At 68.2% G+C, this 20,105-nt stretch carries 13 protein-coding genes; 8 read left to right on the top strand and 5 right to left on the bottom strand.

Annotated elements, in window-relative coordinates:
* Nucleotides 1-16 precede the first annotated feature (16 nt).
* The 8 genes from AC07FK_RS00135 to AC07FK_RS00100 all read left to right on the top strand — a co-directional run bounded on the left by AC07FK_RS00135 (nt 17) and on the right by AC07FK_RS00100 (nt 7,430).
* Nucleotides 17-1,300 carry a S8 family serine peptidase gene (locus tag AC07FK_RS00135; protein WP_479101160.1) on the top strand — a complete coding sequence of 428 codons (1,284 nt, stop codon included), beginning with the start codon at nt 17-19 and terminating at the stop codon, nt 1,298-1,300.
* A gap of 351 nt (nt 1,301-1,651) precedes the next feature.
* Complete coding sequence (locus AC07FK_RS00130) at nt 1,652-1,990, top strand: hypothetical protein (RefSeq protein ID WP_479101158.1); 339 nt, start codon at nt 1,652-1,654, stop codon at nt 1,988-1,990.
* A complete protein-coding gene (locus AC07FK_RS00125; protein ID WP_479101156.1) occupies nt 1,987-3,126 on the top strand; it encodes a WXG100 family type VII secretion target in 1,140 nt (379 codons plus the stop codon). Before AC07FK_RS00130 ends, AC07FK_RS00125 begins: the two co-directional genes overlap by 4 nt.
* Nucleotides 3,127-3,821: 695 nt before the next feature.
* On the top strand, nt 3,822-4,115 hold the full coding sequence (locus AC07FK_RS00120; protein ID WP_479101154.1) for a hypothetical protein: 294 nt from the start codon (nt 3,822-3,824) through the stop codon (nt 4,113-4,115).
* Nucleotides 4,115-5,395 carry a putative T7SS-secreted protein gene (locus AC07FK_RS00115; protein ID WP_479101152.1) on the top strand — a complete coding sequence of 427 codons (1,281 nt, stop codon included), beginning with the start codon at nt 4,115-4,117 and terminating at the stop codon, nt 5,393-5,395. The genes AC07FK_RS00120 and AC07FK_RS00115 overlap by 1 nt, the downstream gene beginning before the upstream one ends.
* A 37-nt stretch (nt 5,396-5,432) precedes the next feature.
* Nucleotides 5,433-6,140: a hypothetical protein gene (locus AC07FK_RS00110; protein WP_479101150.1), complete on the top strand. Its 708-nt coding sequence runs from the start codon at nt 5,433-5,435 to the stop codon at nt 6,138-6,140.
* A 50-nt stretch (nt 6,141-6,190) separates the two neighbouring features.
* Complete coding sequence (locus AC07FK_RS00105; protein WP_479101148.1) at nt 6,191-6,850, top strand: hypothetical protein; 660 nt, start codon at nt 6,191-6,193, stop codon at nt 6,848-6,850.
* Between the two features lie 163 nt (nt 6,851-7,013).
* Nucleotides 7,014-7,430, top strand: a complete 417-nt coding sequence (locus AC07FK_RS00100) for a hypothetical protein (RefSeq protein ID WP_479101147.1) — start codon at nt 7,014-7,016, stop codon at nt 7,428-7,430.
* A 96-nt stretch (nt 7,431-7,526) separates the two neighbouring features.
* Here the strand turns inward: AC07FK_RS00100 and AC07FK_RS00095 are convergent, their stop codons facing one another.
* The 5 genes from AC07FK_RS00095 to AC07FK_RS00075 form a co-directional block, all read right to left on the bottom strand.
* Nucleotides 7,527-7,949 (bottom strand): hypothetical protein, encoded by a 423-nt coding sequence (locus AC07FK_RS00095; protein ID WP_479101145.1) that lies wholly within the window; start codon nt 7,947-7,949, stop codon nt 7,527-7,529.
* Between the two features lie 469 nt (nt 7,950-8,418).
* Entirely contained in the window at nt 8,419-9,735 is a 1,317-nt protein-coding gene (locus AC07FK_RS00090) for an SUKH-4 family immunity protein (protein WP_479101143.1), read from the bottom strand.
* Between the two features lie 54 nt (nt 9,736-9,789).
* Nucleotides 9,790-11,604 (bottom strand): ATP-binding protein, encoded by a 1,815-nt coding sequence (locus AC07FK_RS00085; protein ID WP_479101142.1) that lies wholly within the window; start codon nt 11,602-11,604, stop codon nt 9,790-9,792.
* A 330-nt stretch (nt 11,605-11,934) separates the two neighbouring features.
* Nucleotides 11,935-14,115 (bottom strand): SUKH-4 family immunity protein, encoded by a 2,181-nt coding sequence (locus AC07FK_RS00080; protein ID WP_479101140.1) that lies wholly within the window; start codon nt 14,113-14,115, stop codon nt 11,935-11,937.
* A gap of 28 nt (nt 14,116-14,143) precedes the next feature.
* A complete protein-coding gene (locus AC07FK_RS00075) occupies nt 14,144-19,921 on the bottom strand; it encodes a toxin glutamine deamidase domain-containing protein (RefSeq protein WP_479101138.1) in 5,778 nt (1,925 codons plus the stop codon).
* Nucleotides 19,922-20,105: the final 184 nt, after the last annotated feature.

Here is a 20,105-nt window from a genome sequence, read left to right as displayed (position 1 = left end):
GTCCACGACAGGAGTCGTGGCGCTGACAGGAGCCTTGCTCCTCACTTCAGCCCCCATGGCAGCCGGTGATTCGATGCGGGACAAGCAATGGCCGCTGCGGGTGTACGACGCAGAGAGGGTCTGGGAGACATCTCAGGGGGCCGGCGTTATCGTTGCCGTCGTTGACTCAGGAGTTGACGCTAGTCATCCCGATCTGGCAGGGCAGGTCCTGCCCGGAAAAGACTTCAGCGGTGATGATCCCCATCAGGATGACGATGGCCACGGTACGGAAATGGCGAGCCTAATCGCTGGCCGTGGGCATGGGCCCAACAATTCTGCGGGTGTGATGGGTCTTGCACCTAAGTCCAAAATCTTGCCGGTTCGTGCTGACGCTGGCAAGTACATGGACTCCGCGGCCTGGCCAGCCGGAGTTCGATACGCTGTGGATCAGGGTGCCAAGGTCATCAACCTTTCGTTCAACGATGACAATGCCTACCCCGGTTCCAAGGGAGCCAAAGCGATCAAATATGCTCAGGATCGCGATGTCGTGGTGGTTTCCGGTGCAGGTAATGATGGCGGGACGGTGAATTACCCGGCCGCTCTGCCGGGTGTGGTTGCCGTCACTGCGGTTGATGAATCATTCGCTCTCTGGCATCAGTCGAACTCTGGCAAGGGAGTCACTCTTGCTGCTCCGGGCGTCCGAATTTTGGCCGCCGAGCCTAACCTCGCCAGCGGCTATGGAGTGGCGGACGGTACCTCTCATGCCACCGCTTACGTTTCAGCCATCACAGCTCTCGTACGCTCCAAGTACCCAGACCTCACAGCCGGCCAAGTCATCAACCGCCTGATCAAATCGGCGTCATTTCTCAAGAACAAGGTCAGTGAGGTCCCCGACCGTCAGTACGGCTACGGCATCGCCCGCCCCGGTTCCGCGCTGACCATGGACATCCCCAAGGGCCCCAAGGAGGGCCCCCTTGCACAGGCCCCCGCGTCTACGTCCTCGAAGGCCGGTAGCGCGTCCGACGGCGTCGACAGCAGCTCGAACCAAGCAAAGAAGAGCACGAAGTCGTCCCCCGGCACAATCCTCGTCATCGCCGGTATCGCAGGTGTGCTGGTCATCGGCGGCATCGTTTTCGCAGTGATCCGCAGCCGTGGCAACCGAGGCAACGGCGGCCCCGGCGGCGGAGGTCCTCAGGGTGGCGGGTACCCGAACCAACCCGCGTACCCCACCGCACAACAGCCGTACCCCAACCAGTCTTCGGGGCACGCGCCCCAGCAACAGAACCCCTACGGCCAACACCCGCCGTACCAGGGACAGTAGGCCGTACCGCCAGGACTGAGCCCGTCGTGCCCGCCCCCTCCGGGGTGAGCGCGACGGGCTCCGTCGTTCTGTCGAGCCCTGCTCGACTGCGACCCCCGCACGCGGCCGGCCGGCCGTCGGCGAGGTTGCGGCGACACGTCCCGCAGCCCCCGCGCCTCAGCCGATAGGACGAGACCATGTCCAGAACGGTGGCTTGATCGTTGGGCCGGACGAGGGAGCGCGGGCCGGGCGGCACAGGGGTTTCGACAGTCGGTAACACGAGTCACCCACCGGCTGCCAGCCGACATGCGCACTCTCCGGGGCCGGTCTCCCGCCTGCCCCCCTTCACAGCCAACCGAATGAGAGTCGCACGTGGCTGACGACGCGCCGTTCTACGCACAGGACGCAGGCAGGAAACTCGCCCGCGAATTCGAGTCTCGGGCTTACGACTTACGTGCGCATCTGAAGAAGTTCATCGACGAGACGGGAGAGGAAGCCATCTCGGACGGATTCGGCTTCCTGACCGAGTCCGATGAATTGAGAACCGAATACGTCGAGTACTCATCGGACGCCGCCGACGCCTTGAATCTGGTGCACAAGTATTTGGACGCCGTAGCGGATTCCCTGCGAAAGGTGCACCGCAACACAGAGGTCACCGACGAAGGTGTCGCGGTCCTCTTCGGTGCGAAGGGCGACGGTGCCAAGAAGTGAGCGGCAACGAGTCGGTAGGTGAGGAGCTCGTAGAGCTCGGTATCGAGCTCGTCAACCCTGGCGGCAGGCCGGAGGAGCTCAGGCAGGCCGCCAAGGCGTGGCGTCGCCTGCAGAAGGAGGTAGCGGGCGCCGACGGGCTGCTGAAAGCCCTCGACAAGAACGTCGAGAACGTCGTGGGGGACACCTGGCGCGGACCTGCGGCCGAAGCGTTCAGGGACCACTGGCGCGAGATGAAGGCGCAGGTCGAGAAGGCGACGGAGCAGTACGACGAGATCGCCAGGCAGCTCGACGAGGCCGCCGATTCGATCGAGCAGGTGAATTCGGAGATCCACGACATCTACATCGAGATCGGCGTCTCCATCGGTGTCGGCGTTGCCCTGTCCTTCGTCACGCTCGGCCTCGGAAGTGCGGCCGCAGCGGCCAACGTCGCACGGCTCGCCGGGCAGGCCATCAGCCTCTCCGAACGCCTCGGCCGGCTGTTGCGAGGCATCGCCGCAGCGATGCGCGCCTACCAACGGTCGACGAAGCTGGCCAAGCTGCTGGTGGACTTCGGCATCAACTGGGCCGGGAACACCTTCACGGCGGTCGCAAGCGACATGGCGACAGGTGAAGGAGTCGATGCCGAAAGCCTCGGCGAAGCGACTTGGCAGGGCGGTGTCGCGTCGCTCGCGGGTACACCGATGGGGTTGGCCGGGGCGGGAGGGACCAATGCCCTGCTGCGCAACCGTGGCATGAGTCAGTTGGGAATGCGCGCCTCGGAGAACATCGTGGGCGGGGCGGCGGGCAACGTCGCGGGCGGAGTCGCCGTTGACGGAGTGTCCAGGATCACGGGCAGCGGGAAGCCGGAGTGGCTCAAGAACGCCGTGGTCAACGCCGCTGGGGGCGGTGTCGGCGGCGCCGGCGGAGTGGGCATCGGCGCTGTTTCACACCGCCGCTTCCAAGCGGCAGGCAGCCCGCCCGTCCCTCCGGTGGCCCCCGACGCGACGAGCCCGTCCACGAGCGCTCGCCAGGAAGGCGGCCCGCGCCCCGCAGCCAGTGCTCGGCCGGATGGAGCGGGCGGATCGGACGGCGCCGGCGAACCCCCTGCAGCAGGGACGACGTCGCGCCGACGAAGCATCAGGGACGACTTCGGGTGAGCGGCCCGCGCGCACTGCCCCATTGTGCGGGTGCAGCAGCGGGTGCAGCAGTCGTACGTCTCCGTACCTTCGCTGACTGCCGGGTGCACCGTTACGGCGAAGTCCATCACCCAGCCCGCCGGCAGAGTGGCGCCCAGCCTGGGCACAGAACCCGGCCAGCCGGATCCGTTTGCCGCGCCACCTTCCTTCGTCACCGGTAGTGGACGCAGGCACTCAAGACACCAAGCTCCCGGTGGACGCGCAGCGCAGGTCGACGACTCCGCCGGCCCCCCGCCACCGGGGGCTTTCCGTTCCCCGCGTCCACCCGCCACCCGACTCACCGCATCTCGCGTCACACGTCGTACAGCGCCAGCCGCAGTCACAAGTTCTCCACGGAACCCGTCGCGGGCGGCTGCGACCCGGCGATCGCGCAGGTCGTAGGGTGTTGTGTGACTTATGGGGAGGGTGTTACCAGAGGGGCTGAAGTCTGCTTCCTGGTCGCTGAGGGTGAGTGCGGCCCGTCCCGCACCCCTGCGGGACCTGCCCGGGAAGCGTCGGGGAGTCTGCGCCGCCCGGTCCGCTGATCCGGCCGCCGGGTGCGCTTCGGCTGCCATCCTCCGGGGCTGCTCCGAGAGTCGCCTGTCAGTGATGAGTCGGTAGTAGATGAGGGAGAACACCGATCCATGGGGGATCATTTCAAGGCAGACACGGATCAATTGGGGGAGTTTCTCCGGACCCTCGAGGGGTGCGTCCGTGATCTCAATGAGGCGCGCGCCGCTCTCGATCACGTCCGTGCCGACCAGATCGGTACGAAGCGTCTCGACGAGGCGTGCGACGGATTCCAGGAACGCTGGAAGTACGGGTCCGAGCAGACCAAGAAGATGATCGACGCCATCAGTGAGGGCGTGAAGTCGAACAAGAAGGGCTACGAAGAGGTCGAAAAGGCCCTGGAGAAAGCCTTCAACGACATGGCCCAGGAGTCCACCTCAGGTGGAAAGGGCGCGAAGTAATGGCCGTGAACCCTTATCCCAACCTCGGGTGGAACCCGGTTCCCGGCATACCGGCCGAAGTCAACGCGTTGAAGCAGAAGGTCACCACCGCCGCCACCGCACTGCGTACATGCCACACCCAGCTCCAGAAGCTCATCGGTGAGAGCAGCTACTGGGAGGGCGACGCGGCCAAGGCGTTCCGCGAGGCGATAGACGGCGAACTGCCGACGTACATCAAGAACGCCGCGCGGTCGCTGGAGAAGGCGTCCGCCCAGCTGGGGACCTGGGACGGCTATCTGACGGCCAACCGCGACCTGGCGCAGAAGTACGACGCGGCCGCCGCCGAGAAGAAGTCCGCCGCCAACACGGCCAAGGAGCGGCACGACAAGGCCGGACAGCATCCCGACCTCAAACTCGCCGGCCGGCAGTTCGACACCCAGGAGCAGGCCGACGCGGCCACAGCACGCCTGCGGGCGGCCGAGCGCAGCCTCAATGAGGCGACAACCGCGCTGAACCAGGCCAACGGCGCGTACGACGACGTCATCACCAAGGCCAAGACGCTGGAGACCACGCACTCGGACAACGCCGAGACGGTCGCCAAGTCGCTCGACGACGCCACCGACAAGCTGGCGCCCAGGGAACCGGGCTGGCTGAGCAAGGCCGTCGACGCCATCTGGGACGGCATCAAGGCCGTCGGGGCGTTCCTGTACGAACACGCCGGAACGATCGGCGCCATCGCCGGCATGCTGGCGCTCTTCCCGACGCCGCTGGCGCCGCTGTTCGCCGGCATCGCGGTCGTGGCGAGCGCCGCGTCCATGTCCAAGAACCTCTCCGATCCGAAGTTCAGAAGCGACCTGTTCGGCGGCGGCAGCGGCATGGACATGTTCTCCGCATGGGCCTCCATCGCCGGTGACACGGTGGGCATGATTCCGGGCGGCAAGGCCCTCGGCATGGCGGCGAAGGAGGTGGCCGACGGCGTGGGCATGGCCGGCAGGATGGGCGTGGCCGTGTCGAATACCGAGAAGGCCGGCGCGTTCGTCAAGGAGATCGTCCCCGCCTTCTCGAAGTCCGCCTCGGACGAGGTCGCCGATGCATGGCGTGCGGCAGGAGAGACCGCCTCGGGGTCGGCGAAGCTGATGGGCGAGGTCACCGCCAACGGCGTCAACGTGGCAGCGAATGTCGTCTCGTCCCTGGAAAGCCTGGGCGTGGTCGACAAGGAAGGCGGCGAGCACAACGCCGCGGAGAGCACCAAGGCCGCTGCCACCGCGCACAGCATCGCGGGGCTACTGGGATGGCTGTGAGCGAGCGTGTCACGGCGAGTGAGAAGCGGGTTGAAGAGTGACTGAGACGTACACGGATGTGGCGAGCGAGCCGCGACCTGCCTTCTGGTACGTACTGCCGCACGGCTACCTGCAGTTGGACCTGAATCCGCCGTTCGAGCAGGTCGTGGCGCTGATTCAGCAGGTACTCAGCCTGCCCGACGAACTGCGCGACCGTGCGGAGGAGGTCGTGCGGTTCTACACCGGCGTCGTGGGCCTGCTCAACGCCCAGCAGGTGCAGGGCTGCGCAATCGGGCTCCACCCGGACGAGGCGGGCGGAGCCGTGTCCTCCGTACTCACCGTCTCGACCGTCCCGGCCTCCGGGGTCAACGCCAAGCTCGTCCTCGCCAGCATGGCCGGCACCGCCGCCGACAACCCGGACGAAGGCATGCGCCCTCTGGAGCTGCCGTGCGGAACGGGCTTCATCGCCGAGAGGAAGCGGCGTACGGTCGCACCCGGCAGGCCGCCCGAGGGCGCCGGTGTCCCTGCTGAGGACGTCGTCTGGCAGGGTACGGTCGCGGTGACGGGCAGCGGCATGCCCGACATCGTGGTGGTGCAGCTGGTGACGGCCGCTGTCGATCTCGCGGACGACTACCGCAACGTGTTGCTCGGCGTCGCGCACACCCTGTCGTTCACCGACCCGTCACCCCGGCAAGAGACGGGCGCTGACGGCGGCACGGACCACGGCTCGGCCACCACGAACGCCATGAGAAACGATTTCGGATAGCCACGGCAGTGCCCGAGTCGGACAGCAGTGACCGTAACCAGAGGAGAGCCATGCCGGAAGCACCGCACGTCGCACACGCGTCCCCGGCCGCGGACGCGGAGGAGCTGCGCAAACGCTTGACCTCCCATGTGGTCAAGAGGTACCTGGCGTACGGTGTGACCTTCGCGGCCATGGCGGTCGTACCGCCGTTGCTTGTGCAGTCAGGAGCCTTCGACGGCACATGGCACTGGCTCGTGTCCGTCACAGCGCCCTTCACCGGCATCGGCATCATGGGGCTCCTGGTCCTCCTCTTCTACAGGCTCCCGTCCGCCGTCGTCATCACACGTGCGTGCCGGAAAGCGTTGCGCCAGTACTCCTTCGAGGAGTTCTGGCCGCACGTCGTGAAGAAGGACGGGAAACATGCCACCAGGGGGCGTCCCGAGCTCACGCTCAGACTGAAGGACTCCGACGGCACGAGGTCTCCGCTGCTGCGTGTGCTCGAGGTGCCGCGCCGCAGCAGGCGTCGTGATCCATGGCCGGAGGGCATCGATGACGGCGTGTGGGTGGCGGGTGACCTGCCGTTCGGAGGTATCGCGTTCGTGCCGAGCAGCGGCGCGCTGCTGCTCATGCACCCCGAGAAGTGGGACAGGCTGGCCTCGGACCGCGAGTCCGCCGGCCCGGACCGTATCGCCAGGGCTGAGCGGGCCGGGCTTGCACGCAGGGTCTTCTGAGCACCCGTCCGTTCACCCGTCACTCGTCACGCGTGTCAGCCGTCCACTCGCTCCGTAGCTCGCCTGCTTGACCGCCCGTCGGTCCGTCCGTCTGTCCGGCGGCACGTGCGCCGACTTCAGATGGCGGGAGATACTGCGGGGACGAGAGGTGAGGAGAAGCGAGATGGCCCAGCAGCCCCAGAACCCCAAGGGTCCCGATGCCGACCGAGGCGTGTGGGACGAAGCGCTCGACCCGGAGCAGGTTCGCTCATTGAACTCCGCGCTGCGCAAGCTCGCCGACGGTGGCGGCGCCGGCAAGGAGCTCCAGGACACGGCGAAGAACCTGCTGTCGGGCCGCCTCCAACTGCGTGACGCCCTGGACGACCCCACGGCGGTGCGGGCTTTGAGCAGCGGCCCCATGGCGTCGCTGCGCAACCAGTGGGAGTCGCTCTCCGACGAGGAGCAGGAGCAGATCAGGCTGGGCGAAACGCCGGCGAACGACGGGGCGTCTTCGGACCCGAACGCGCCGACGCGCGCCGACGAGCAGCAGCCCCGCAAGCAGAGCCCGGGCCGTCACAGCGGCGGCTTCTCGCTGTACTGAGCTCGCGCACAGCGCCTGCGAAGCCCACGAGAAGCGCGGACCGGGGGACCGTGCCACCTGGCGGCTGCGGTTTCCTTCCTGCTCCGCCCGTACGGTTCAGGCCGTACGCCGGCGCGGCCCTGGCGGCGGCCCGGTCTCGTCGTCGTGCCATTCCAGGCCGAGGGCCTGCCCGGCATCGAGCAGCGCTTCCTGCGTCCGTGCCGCGATCTCGAGCTGGGGGGAGTCCCAGTCGAACTCGCGGTGAGGGCTGCGGCTGTAGTCCACGTACACGATGGCGTCACGGGCGCCGTACAGCGTCGTGTGCTGAGCCATCTCGCGCCAGGGGAGGAAACCCATGGTGGGGAAGACAGCCGCAGCCCGCGCGACGGTGTCGGGGCCGATCGTCGGTTTGCCCGCGACCCGACCCAGCCTGCGCGGCAGGTGCACCGCGCTGAGCTGGAGGGCGAACTCCGCCAGCGAGCAGCTCTGTTGGTACCATCCCGGCCCGTCGCCGTCCGGGTCGTCGTCGACCAGGACCACTGGATCGGGCCGGACGCGTGTGAGGCCCGATAGGCCCAGTAGTTGCAGCCCTGACCTTCCGCCAGGAAGACGTGGAGGAGCGCATCGACCGTTACGCCGTCGGCGTGGACCGGCACCTGCGGTGTCAGCTCTCGCGGCGGCAACAGCCATTGGACGTCGAAGAGTTCCGGATCTCGCGTGACGGCGTTGCACGGCGACTCGAGCCATTCGTGCAACGCGGCGGGCGTGCTCACGATTGCCTCCCTGGATCCGGTCTCCCGCAGCGTTCCCACCGTCTCGGAGTGGCCCCACTCCCGCTGGAACTCCTCCAGGAGACTCCATCGGGTGCGGCACGGACTGTTCAGGCGCCCCGCGAAGGAGCGGTAGTCGACGATCACGGGTGCCTTCTGTCGATACATCTGGCATGGTGCAGGCGCGCAGCACGCAGCTCGCGCCGGGAGGCGTAGGACTCCCGGGAACGACAGCCCCGTCAGAACAGCCCGTGCCACATCTGCTCGACGATCAGCGACCACCAGCCGTCGGGGTTCACCAGCGCCGTGGCGTCGATGGCGACCAGCTGTTCCTGCAGTTCCGCCACCGCCGCGCCCGCTGCTACCGGGTCGAGTCCCTGCATCCGCTCGCGGACCGTGGCGAGCAGGGCGAGGGAGCGGACGTACGCGCCGGCCGAGATGTTCACGTAGCGGGGCGAGGCGGTGACGGGGTCGATCGCCCAGACCGCGCCCAGGCCGTTGGGCTCGCTCGAGCCGGGCAGGCACTGCACGGCGAGCACCGCGACGCCGTCCCAGCCGATACGGGTCAGGTGCTCGAGCGCGCCGATCTTCTCCTCGCCGGCCGGGCTGCGGCGCGCGCGCAGATTCGAGGCCACGTCGGTGAACAGGCCGCCTGCCGGGGGAGCGTCGGGCCGGTCGGCGGTGAAGAAGAGGGGCAGGTCGACGGGGAGGCCGGCCCACGTGAGCAACGACTGGGTGTCCTGCGGCAGTTGTGTGGCCGCGAGGTCGTCGGCGTCGTAGCGGCGTACGCCGTCGGAGCCGAACACGTCGGTGAGGTGGCGGCCGAGGGCCACGTCTCGCAGCGGCTCGGCGGGGGGCACGTTCGTGGGTACGGGGACGCGGTGGGGGCGGGGCGGGGGCTGCTGGCCCGCGACCTGGTGCATCATCTCGACGTGCTGGACCAGCCCGGCGACGCCCTCGGCACGGTCCTCGGGGCGGGCGCCGTACGTCTGGGAGCAGGAGAGGCTGGCGTTCCTATACGTGTTGAGCAGCTCGGCGGTGTAGCCGCCGGGGAGCAGGCTGGGGCGCAGGTCGGTGTGGATCGCGAGGACGTTCTCGTTCGGCACGCCCATATGCCGCAGCTCGGTCGCCACCTGGTGCTCGGACGGCGGGAGACCTGGGCCGGAGTTGCGGAAGAGGGTCGTCTCCTCGCCGGTGGCCGGGTCGGTGTAGGTGAAGACGGAGGTGTTCCCGGGGCCGGTCACCGGACGGGCGTCGGCTCCTGATCCGTCCCCGCCGTGCTTCTGCCGGTACATCCGTACGACCTCGTCGACCGGCACCGAGGGCCAGACCGTCAGCTCGCCGGTACGCCGGTCCACGACCCCGCACGCGTCCCCGATCTCGGCAGGCGGCCGTCGCTCCCCGGTCTCCGGGTCGCGCTCCATCGGCGCGGGCGCGGCCCACACGACCCAGCCCAGGTCGAACTCCCGCATCCTGACCTCGCGGCGGTCCGCCTCGCTGCCGTCAGGGTTGAGCCAACGGTCGGCGATGGCGAGTGCCTGCTCCTGGGTGGTCACGCGGGAGGCTCCTTCAAGATCACTGGGGACGGTTCTGGCTGGCTGAGGCTGGTCCTAGGAGGTTATCGGTGTGGTGGGCGTCAGGATCCGCAGGGCCTTCGCACCGCGCTCGGTGGCGACGAGGAGGATGCCGTCGGGGGAGAGTTCCGCAGCGGTGAAGGGGGTGTCCGTGATCAGCGCCGCCACGACCTCCTCACTCGCCCGGTCCCAGACTCGCAGATAGTCGGCACCGCGACTGAGGCGCAGCGGGGCGGCCGTCCGCTCGTCGTCGGAGGGCCGCACGATCTGGCGGGGGTCGGCTTTGCCGAAATGCGTCGGTTGCGCGAGGCCATGAACGAGCACCGCGGATTGATCCGCTCGGGCGGGTTCACCGAGGCGAAGAGCGCCAGGCGTGTCCGCAGGTACGACGAGCACGGCGACGGGGGTGGCCGGCTCTCCGGGGCGGGGAAGGCTGCCGACAGACACGGCGCTGATGCCGGGGATCGGCAGGCTCCAAAGGGTACGCCAGGGCAGGCCGAACCCGAGCCGGTGCACGGCCTCGGCGTACTCGGGCAGACCGTCCTCGACGAACGCGGTCTCGAGGAGAGCCGCGCGCAGCGCGTCAGGTGCCTCGGTGCGGGTTAGCAGCGGGGCAGTACGCAGGTATGTGTGGGCAGGCGCCCCCAGCGTGTCCAGTGGTACGGCCTCAACGGCTACCCGCAGCGGCATCGGATCGGCATACACGAACAGACCCGGATCCGTGAGTAGTTGCTGGAGCAGCCCGGCCTCGAGCGCATGCCCAGCGATGTGATCACGTACGTACGGGTCGGCCTTGCCCCAGTCCTGCTCCGGCACCGCTTCGAGCAGCGCCATGGCTATCCGCGACTGGGCGGCGCGGACGCTCTGGAGGCCGGCGCGGATCTCGTCGCCGATGGCGGGGTGCAGAAGGGCGAGCAACGTGCGCCCGTCGTCGCCGTCAGCCTCTCTCAGCCGGATGAACGGTGCCGCGAGCGTCATCGCGCCGGCGACCGCCTCGTTCATGTCCCGCCCGGCTACCGCGCCGGTGAGCTGCGGCAGCATCTCCACCGGCAACCCGTCCCCCTCGGCAAGGGCGAGGGGCGCCAGTATCAGCCGCAGCGTCTTCGGGTCGGCGCCGAGCCGACGGGCATGCAGGTCGAGGGCCTCGCCGACGGAGGCGGGCAAATACCGCTCGTCAGTTGGGTCGAAGCCCTCGGGCGCCATGAGGATGCTGCGTACGGCCAGTTGTACGACCAGAGGGCTGGTCCCGGCTCGCCGCCCGATTACCGCAGCCAGTGCGCGGCGGGCCACGGGGTCGACGGTAAACGGCAGCTCAGGCGCCTCGGACCGCGGACTCAGCGCGGCCTCGGCGTGCAGTACGAGCGCCTCGGGGTCGGCCCACTCCGGTTCGTCGAGATCGATGATCTGCACCGCGTCGTACGGCAGACCATCGGCCAACTCGGCCACGAAAGGACGCGGTATGTCGACGAGCAGACGGACGGTCTCGGTGGCGGCGAGCGGCTTGAGTACCTCGTGCACCACTCGGACAGGTTCGCCCGCCGTACGCACTGGTCCAGCCCGGTCGACATCGGGGACGACTACGCTCACCGGTTCTTCGAGCTCCGCCAACTCGGTGTACACAGCCTTAGTACTGGTCGCACTCAGCTTGTAGTAGTCGGCCAGCGACCACAGAATCTGCGAGGCGGTCAGCCCCTCGGCGCTTGGCACGGCAGGAGCGGGCAGCTCGGGCGGTACGGTCGACGGATCCAGCTGATCGACAGGCACCCGCTTGCGGTGTTCCGGCTCGCACAGCATCAGGAAACCGGTGATCAGCCGTGAACGTCCACTGCCGGCGCCCCCGGTGACGACCACGACACGCGGTGCACCGGGCAAACCCATCCGCCACGCGGCCAGGGCGCGCAGGGCAGCGGTGCGGCCGCCTATGTGGGGGTGCGGCGCGTAACCGTAGGTAGAGCTGGTCATGGGTTCCGTCTTCCGCCCTTCGGGCACGTGTTTGTACGTTGCTGGTCGAGCAAGCCCGGAGAGGGCTGGAGGGAACGGGACTGCGTCAGACTGAATTGTGGTCGTCATGCGTCCCTGTCCATTGCCCTCACGGACATATGCGCCTACTCGGTGATCCTATGGTCCGCGCGACGGTGTCGGGCAGACGCGGTGACCGGCGGGGCCGGAGCCTACGGATGTCTACAAGTAGACGAATTCGTCGGAGTCCGTGACCTGCCCCCAGTTCCTGGTGGCCGCCGCCGCAGAATCGATGCCCGCCAACCATGCCTTGAGTTCCGCGACGAGGTCTTCGCTGTCCAGTCCGCCGCTCGTGACGTAGGCCAGCATGTATTTCCACTGCAGGCACATCATCGCCGTGAACTGGGCCAGGGACGAACCCGCCAGGGGGTCGCCGGGCCGATCGTCGTCGACCGCGCCCTCCCTCGACTGGCGCAGTACCCGGCCGGTGGGCCCATCGAGGAGCAGGGCGCCGCCCAGCCAAGTGCCCAGATCGTAGAACGGTCCGTCACCGACAGGCGTTGCAAACTCCTTGGTGCCTTCCCAACTGTGCTCGACGAAGCCGGTTCCGGCCAGATTGCGCGTGGTGAGGCTGTAGAAGTGGGTGACGGTGGGGAAGCCCACCTCAGTAAGAAAGCGGCGGGTTGCCTCATGGGTCAGGCCGGCCGGCAACTGCTCCTCGGTCAGGAGGGGAGCGGTGTCTGCGTCGAATAGGTCGAGCACGAGGGCGCGGGTGGGGCGACAGGCAGCTTCGTCGAAGGGGCGTGGCTTGACCCGAGTCAGGGGGCCGACGGCGGGCAGTGCGGGCAGCGGAGCGGTCTCGCTGTAGTCGGGGTCGGGTTCGATGGCGTAGATGCCGCGGTTCCCGCCGAGAATTACCAGATCGCCTATGCAGACCGCGTCGTTGACCGTGGGCGCCTGGACCACACGGGATACAGATGGATCGTCGACGGACGACAGGCGGACCATGTTCCAGGAGTGCTCGGCCTGCCAGCGCGGCGGCTTTCTTACCGAAGGCAAGGGGGCTTCTGCAATAAAGGGCGCCCTGGCTCCCTGGAATCGGCCCGTTGTCGAAAGCAGCTGACCCGTTAGTACATGCCAGGTCTGCTGGAAGCGGTCCCGGGTGAGACTGGTCAACGTGGCGTGGTCGGGGTGGGCGTGCAGTTCCTCGACGACATCGATCTGGGGCGGACAGGGACGGATCCGGCCGGGTGCCCGCCAGTGCGTCCAGACGGTCCGCCACGGCAGCGGACCGGCCGCATCGGCCAAGGCCCGGGCCCGCCCCTCGTCGCCTTGACTTATCGCCAGGAGATGCAGCAGCGACACCCACTCCGCTTGCGAGGACGGTGCAATGCCGAGAGCGTCGAGGTAGTGCAGATCCGCAGCCAAGGTTCCGGCAGGTACACCATCGGGAAACGCGACGGGCAAGGCCTCAAGCAGCGCAGTGTGGGTGCACTTGACGAGGTTGCGGGGGTCCTCGGCAAGTTCCTGGAAACGACTGGCGACGGCGGCGTGGGCGGGTAGGGCGCGGGACCGATAGTCATGGAGGGGGTCGCCGTCGCCGCAGGCAAAGAGGCGGTCCACGACAGCGTGTTGAAAAGCGCCGAAGGCGTCGGCGGCAAGTGTCTCGCGCAGAGTTCGGGCATCACGTTCGTGGGTGAACCCGACGGGCAGATCGCTGGTCGGGTCGACCGCTACGAGGGGCGACTCGGCGCTGATCGTGCGAAGTTCAGCGACGTCAAAGTCGGTACCTAGAGCAGAGCACAGCGCCTGCCACTCCTCGAAGCGCACTCTGTGGGGCTCAGCCAGGGCCAACGCCGTCACCGCCGTGTGCTGACGTGGCAGCAGTGAATCGAGCGACGGCCGGACGCTTTGAGGGCCGGGGGAAAGCAGGATGGGGTCCCGGTTGCGGGGGCTGAGGTCGTACACCTCGCTGTCGACCTCGACGACGAGTTTGATGCCGATCTTTTTGGATTTGATGCCGAACTCGACCGCGACTCCGGCAGCGACCTTGGCGGGCTCAGCGCTCGACCGCGTCTTGCCGGCCCATTGCGTATTGGCAACGAGGACGGTGTGGCTGAGCTTTTGTTCCTTTATGAGGTCGGTGAGAGCGAAGATGCTCCGGTGATTACCGTACGGAATACCGAGGGCGCGCATTACGCGATCCGTCAGCTCTTGCGCGGAGCAGCCTGTGGCATCGACGAGCGCAGTGCTCGGGGAGCTGTCAGCGAAATCCCTGAGGACCTGACTCTTCCCGGCCCCCGAAGGGCCGTCAAGGTACAGGAAGCCCTTCGTAGGCGAAAGTTGCTCCAGGCGCGAGCGCATCTCGTCTGCGGCTTCCTGCGGGCTGATCTGAAAACTCATAGTGGCTTATTTCCTTTCCTGTCGAGTCCTACTCAGGAGCGGAGCCACCCTTCAAGCCCCCATCCTTCATGGCACGGGTCCAAACCTTACCAAGCTCGTTGAGATTGGTGATCAGGTCACCCTCGAGCTGTGCCTTGAGGGTCTTGTTCTTCGGTAGTTCCTCGGGATCCACGATTTCCGCGTTCTTGCGGTATCCGGTTCCGTAGAACACGTCAACTCCCATCATTCTCTGCGAAAGCAACCTGGCGCAGTTCGCATACCCCGAACCTTTGCCGCACGGCTCCCGGTCCGTGTACATGCTGAGTGGCTCGTAATGTGGCCTTTCCCCGCGGGCCTCGTTGACCGCATCCAGATAGTCGAGGATGTTCTTCTCGGAATGCTTGTTGTCGGTTCCTGGGTAAGAGCTGTCGACCACGTAGCTTATTTTCCTGCTCTCAGGGTCGTAGACCTCGACTGCCGCGTAGTTGCGCCCGGTGAAGTCGGGGCGATGGGGCCCCGCGTTCTTGAGGCTTTCAGCGATTCCGCCCAGCTCTTTACTGAGTGCTTCCGTGATTTCTTCGTCCCTCCGCCCCGGAACCCAGTTTGCGGTGGCGTGTTTTTCGGCTCCTCGCCTTGGATAGCCGTCCAGCGGCTCCGGACTGGCGCCGACGCCGTGGGACTCGTGGAAGTTGTGGCTCAACCGGGCCAGGGACGCGACCACCGCGCCTCGCTCGCCGGGGTGCATGTCATCGAAACCCGGCAAGATGAGACGAAGATCGTCGTGCCGCAGAACAGTCGGCTTGTGGTTGGGATCGTCGGGCCGGGGCGGACTGCACGCCCGCAGGGCGTCGACGAGCGGCACGCGCGAAGTGCCACTGCCGTCCTCGTTCGGAATGGGGGTCAGCCAGTCGTTGAGCTGCTGGTTGACCGGGTCCAGATCGAGCTGTCGGACGTCGTTGGTCTGCCGCAGATTCTGCTGGTCCGGCATGGGGTTCATGCCGTAGTGCGTCGAGTTGATGGTCTCGGGCTCGGTGAGCCGAGAGTGCTCCCGGCGCTGCGGATCGTCCCTGGGGTGCGGGTTCTCGTCGGTGCCTTGTGGGTCCTGCGACGCCCCTGTCGGATCCTCCGGCGGTCGACGATCGGCGCTGCCCGACGTTTCCGGTGTCTGTCGGTCGGAGACTGGTGTGGACTGGCCATTGTCGGCTGTCCCGTCGGGCGGGACCGGCTGCCGATTCGAGTCCAGGGGAATCGCGAAGACGCCGTTGTTCCCGTTGTGCAGCGGGCTGGGGCTCGTTCGTCCCGTCTGCGCGTCGATGTAGGTGATCTTGCCGTTGTGGTTGACAGCGTTCCACGCGTGGGCGCGGCCGTTCGCGTCCTGCGTGATGATCACCGCCTGAGAGCCGTGGCCGCTCTGGCGGAGGGTGTTCTCCAGGCGGTTGAAGGCGTCGCGGCCGTTGCCCATGTCGTTGAAGCGGGCGCCGAGGGCGTTCTCTATTCGGTCGCGGCCGCCCTTCTCGCCGCGGTCCGACGGGTTGCCGTTCGCGTCCAGGTCAGGAGTGCGGGCGCCCGCGGCCGTCGGGTTGCCGGAGTAGGTGTCGACGGTGGACAGGGCGGTGTCGACACAGTTGTTGTTACGGCCGGGGGTGTTGGGACCGTCGCCGTTGATGTTCTGGACCCAGGGGCCGTTCGCCGGGTCCGGCGGGCGGATGGGGTCGCCGTTCTCGTCCCGGGGGACGGAGTTCTCCAGGGCGTCCTGCTCCGCGCGCGTCGGGTCGGTGACGCCGCCCGGGGGTGTGTTGTCGCGGGTGGCCGAGGCCGGCGTGGAGGTGGCTTCGGACTGGTGGGGAGCGCTAGGGGTGCCCGGGGGGCTGCTGTTCGGCGGTGCACTTTCGGGCGTTTGGCTGGGGGTGGTGGCGTCCGGGGCGGCCGGGCTCGGTGCCGCCGTCGGCGTGTGGGCCGGCGACGGGGTTTCCCTGGGGGGTGCGGGCTGCCTCGGGTCCTGGGACGGCGTGGTTGTTTCGGGGCGATTCGAGTTGGACGCCGTCGGCGTCGTCCCCGGGCTGGGCGTACCGCTGTTCGGCGAGTTCGGCGAGTTCGGCGTGCTGGTGTTGGGTGTGTTCGCCTGTGGAGTCGGTGTCCGGCCGGGCGAGGTTTCGGGTGTGGTCGAACTGGCCGGTGTCGTGTTGGGGGCCGACTGGTTGGGATCCGGGGTACGGGTGTCTGGCCCCGGGGCGCGGCCGTCCGGCGAGGCTGTCGGCGTGGTTGACGCCGACGGGCTCGGGGTGGACGAGAGGCCCGTGCTGGTGGGGTTCGGGGTAGAGCTCTGCTCCGAGCGGTTGCTGCCGGTGTCTCCGGCCGAGGGCGTGGCCTGGCCGGCCCGGCTGTCCGGGATGCTGGAGTTGCCGGTCGCGTCACCGGCCTTGGGCTGGCCCTGGGGGCCCGAAGAGTCGTTCTCCGGGGCGCTCTGCCCGTTCTCCGGTGACGGGGATTCGTTGGTTCCTTCGTGCGAGTCGTCCGTCCCCGTTTCGGAGTCGTCGGTCGTCTCGTCCGAGCCGTCCGTCTCGGTCTCCGGCGGGAGGATCGGGTTCCGGTCGGCGTCCAAGGGGATGTGCCAGACGTTTTCTGCGTCGGCGATGTGGAGCGGCTCGTGGCTTACCTCACCGCTCTGGGTGTCGACCCAGACGACGGTGCCATTGTGGTTGACGACATTGAAGGCGTGGCCGCCGCTGCCGTCGGCCCAGTCCACATGCACGATGGCCGCCGCGCCGTGACCGGCCTGCTCCAGGTCCCACGCGATGCCCGCTGCGGTGTTGGGATCGTCGCCGGGTCCCGAGTAGGTGTACGGCGTGCCCGCCCAGCGCATCTGATTCTCGTTCGCGTTGTTCTCCGGCGAGAACGGGTCGGGGTTTCCGTCCTCGTCGGCGTCCGGGGTGCGAGGGGCCGAGACCTGCGGGTTCCCGTACCAGGTCTCCAGGAAGGAGCGTGAGCAGTCGGCGCAGTTGTTGCTGCGCCCGGGCACCTGGTTGCCGCCGTCGTTCTGGAGCTGGCTCCAAGGACCGAACGGGTCGGGGAACCGCTGAGGGGTGCCGTCAGGGTTCTTCGGCACGGCGTTCGCCAGGATCTGCTGGTCCTGCGGGTCGGGCTCCCTCAGCCCTCCTGGGGAGTGGTCCAAGTCGTCGCGGATGTCGTTGAAGCTGTCCGGCTCCGGCTCCGGCTTGTCGGGCGTGCCGGGGTCGGCCTGCGGCGAACCGGGCTCCTTCGGGCCGGACGGAGGGGGGCTCGACGCCTGTCCCGCCGGACTCGGGGTGGGCACCGCGGTGTGAATCGGTACCGCGGTCACCTGAGGTTGCTGTTGCTGCTGGTTAGGGGTGTTCGACGGCGTAACGGGGTTGCCGCTGGCGGGTTGCTGCGGCGTGTTGGGTGTGTCCGGCCTACTCGGCGTGTGGGGAGCGTTGCCCGCCGGCTGCTGCGGCCGTGGCGGGGCGGTGCTCGTACCCGACTGCGACGCGGTCGGCCTGTTGCCGGCCGTCGGAGGCGGTGCGGCGTCGGGTGTACGAGCCGGAGTTCCGTTGCCGGGTGTGTTGGCCGCACCCGGCGTCGCCGCTGGAGTCGCCGTCGGGGTCCTGGGCGGCGTCGTGTTCGTGGGCGGGGCAGGCTGCCGCGGGTCCTGGTTCGGCGTGGTGGAGCCCGGATTCGGGCTCGTGTGGGGGCTGCGGCCCTCTGTCGAGCTCGGCGTGGTGGGCGTAGGGGCGGAAGGCCGTCCGCCGGCCGGGGCCGGTGCGCTCTGGGGCGGCGTGCGGCTGCCGTCCGGGCCTGGGGTGTGCGTGTTCGGGGTGCGGCTGCCGTCAGGGCCTGGGGTGTGCGTGTTCGGCGTACGGCCGCCGGTCGGGGCGGGAGTGTTCGGGTTCGGGGTGCGGCCGTCACTCGTGCCCGGTGTGGTCGGGGGCGTCCCCGGAGTACGGGTGTTCGCCCCGCCAGGGGTGTTTCCGGTGGGGCTCGTCACGGCGCCGGGCGTCGCGCCCGGGGTGCGTACGTCGGCCGAGGGTGTCGGCGTGCGGGGCGGTGTCGACGGTGTCGGGCTCGGGGTGGAGGCGGGGCCCGTTCCGGTGGGGCTGGGGGTGCCCGGGGTGGTGGAGGGGGTCCTGGGCGGACCCTGTGAGGCGTTGGGGCTCGTCGGGCCGGTGGCGGACGGGGAACCGCCCGGGGTGGTGTTCGAGCCTGTACGTGCCCCTGCCGCGCCGTCCCCCGCTGTGGAGGGCGGTGTGGGTGAGGTCGGCATGGGGGAGTTGCCGTCCGGACGCGGACCCGCTGCGGTCGAAGGGTCGGCCGTGGTCGGTGCTGGGGCGGCGTTCGACTGGGTCGGGATGCTGGCGGCCAGGCTGTCGATGGACGTACTGATCGAGCCGCCGCTGCTCGTGGAGGAGGGTGTGCTCCCGCCCGTCGGCGTGGGCGCCGATTGGGGGGTGGGTGAGGTGAGGCCGCCGGCTGAGGGCGAGCCGCCGCGGTTGTCACCCGCGCTGGGGGTGTTGCTGCTGGTGTCCGCAGTCGGAGACGGGGAGGGCGCCGTGTTGCTCGGTGAAGGGTCGTCGAAGTCCGACAGGGTCGGCCGGGCGGGCGAGTTCGAGGAGGAAGGATTCTGCCCGGTGTCCGAGGTGCTGGGTGACGAGTCCGGGGTGCTGCTCCCGGTGTCGGTGTTCGGCAAGCTCCCGAGGTCGGGGGCGTTGTAGGCCGCCGGACCGTCGCCGTCGGCGGATATGCCGCCACCGATGTTCGTGTTGCCCGTGTTGGTGCTCGACCGTGAGGTCGTCGACGAATCCGAGCTGGAGGAGTCCGGGGAACTGGACGGGCCGGACGAGTTGGAGGAGCCGGACGGGCCCGACGAGTTGGATGCGCCCGACGAGTTGGAAGTGCCCGATGAACTGGACGAGGAGGAGTTCGAGCCCGACGCACCCGAAGCCGACGAGTTCGAGCCGTCGGAGGAGGAGCCGCCACTCCGCGAACCGCCACTCCCCGAGCCGTCGGCGTTGCCCCCGTCACCGCTGCCCGCACTGGGATTGTTGCGGTTGGCATAGGCGTCCATGCTGCTGTTGTAGCCACTGTCGATGCCGTCGCGGATGCTGCTGCCGGCCTTCTTGCCGAGGCCGTCGCGCACACCTTCGGCAAACGTCTGCGGGCTCTGCTTGATGGCTTCCCAGCCGCCCTGGGCACCGGCTTTGACGGTCTTGCCGAGGTCGAAGCCTTCCTGCGTGCCGAAGCCGACGTTGACGGACTGCCTCACGAGGTCGGTGACCATGGCCTGGACGGCGGAGACCGCTGGTTCCTTCATCATTTCGATGACGGCCTGTATCAGCGCGTCCTTGAGTGCGTCGAGGATGCGTCGTACGGCGAGGCGTGTGATCTGGGTGGCGGCCATTCCGGCGGCTGCGGAGAGGCCGAACGTGACGATCGATGCGGCGGCTGCGGCGGCGATCTGGATGGCCAGTGCGATCAGCTGGACGATGATGGCGTACTTGGCGAACTCGACGATGTAGGCGGCGGCTTCGAAGGCGTTCGCGATGATGTAGGCGGCTTCGGAGGCATTGGCGAGGTAGCCGTCCGAGCCGTCGGAGAACTTCTTGTAGTGGGTCGTGAACTTGTCGATGGACTCGCCCGCGTTGTGCGCGACCACCGTCCGTGCACTCGTGTCCGCCCGTATTCGAAGCTTCTGGGCGTCGTCACCGAACTTCCGCCACAGCGCGGCGGAGTCTCTGAGCAGGTCTTCGTTCGCTGTCGGCCAGTTGTAGCCGAGCATCTTCAGGACCCACTCGAGCTCATCCGGCAACATCATCGCCACAGCGCGCCACACCCCCGATAGGCAACCGCCGCACAACGTCCCCCAACGACAGGAGAATCACACGAAGTACGGCTGTGGCTAGAGCTTACTAACCATCACCGCCGTTGCTGGAGCCCGCTCCTGTCACAACCGTGCTGCGAACAGGGCGGATCCGGTGAACAAGGTGTGCGTGCCGCGG

The organism is Streptomyces sp. NPDC046122, assembly GCF_056429965.1.
This window is presented reverse-complemented; position numbering and strand designations above follow the sequence as displayed.

Bases quoted from the DNA above. Each gene is read 5' to 3' on its own strand.
- AC07FK_RS00075 (WP_479101138.1), bottom strand. From the start codon at position 19,921: ATGATGTTGCCGGATGAGCTCGAGTGGGTCCTGAAGATGCTCGGCTAC.
- AC07FK_RS00115 (WP_479101152.1), top strand. From the start codon at position 4,115: ATGGCCGTGAACCCTTATCCCAACCTCGGGTGGAACCCGGTTCCCGGC.
- AC07FK_RS00100 (WP_479101147.1), top strand. From the start codon at position 7,014: ATGGCCCAGCAGCCCCAGAACCCCAAGGGTCCCGATGCCGACCGAGGC.
- AC07FK_RS00105 (WP_479101148.1), top strand. From the start codon at position 6,191: ATGCCGGAAGCACCGCACGTCGCACACGCGTCCCCGGCCGCGGACGCG.
- AC07FK_RS00080 (WP_479101140.1), bottom strand. From the start codon at position 14,115: ATGAGTTTTCAGATCAGCCCGCAGGAAGCCGCAGACGAGATGCGCTCG.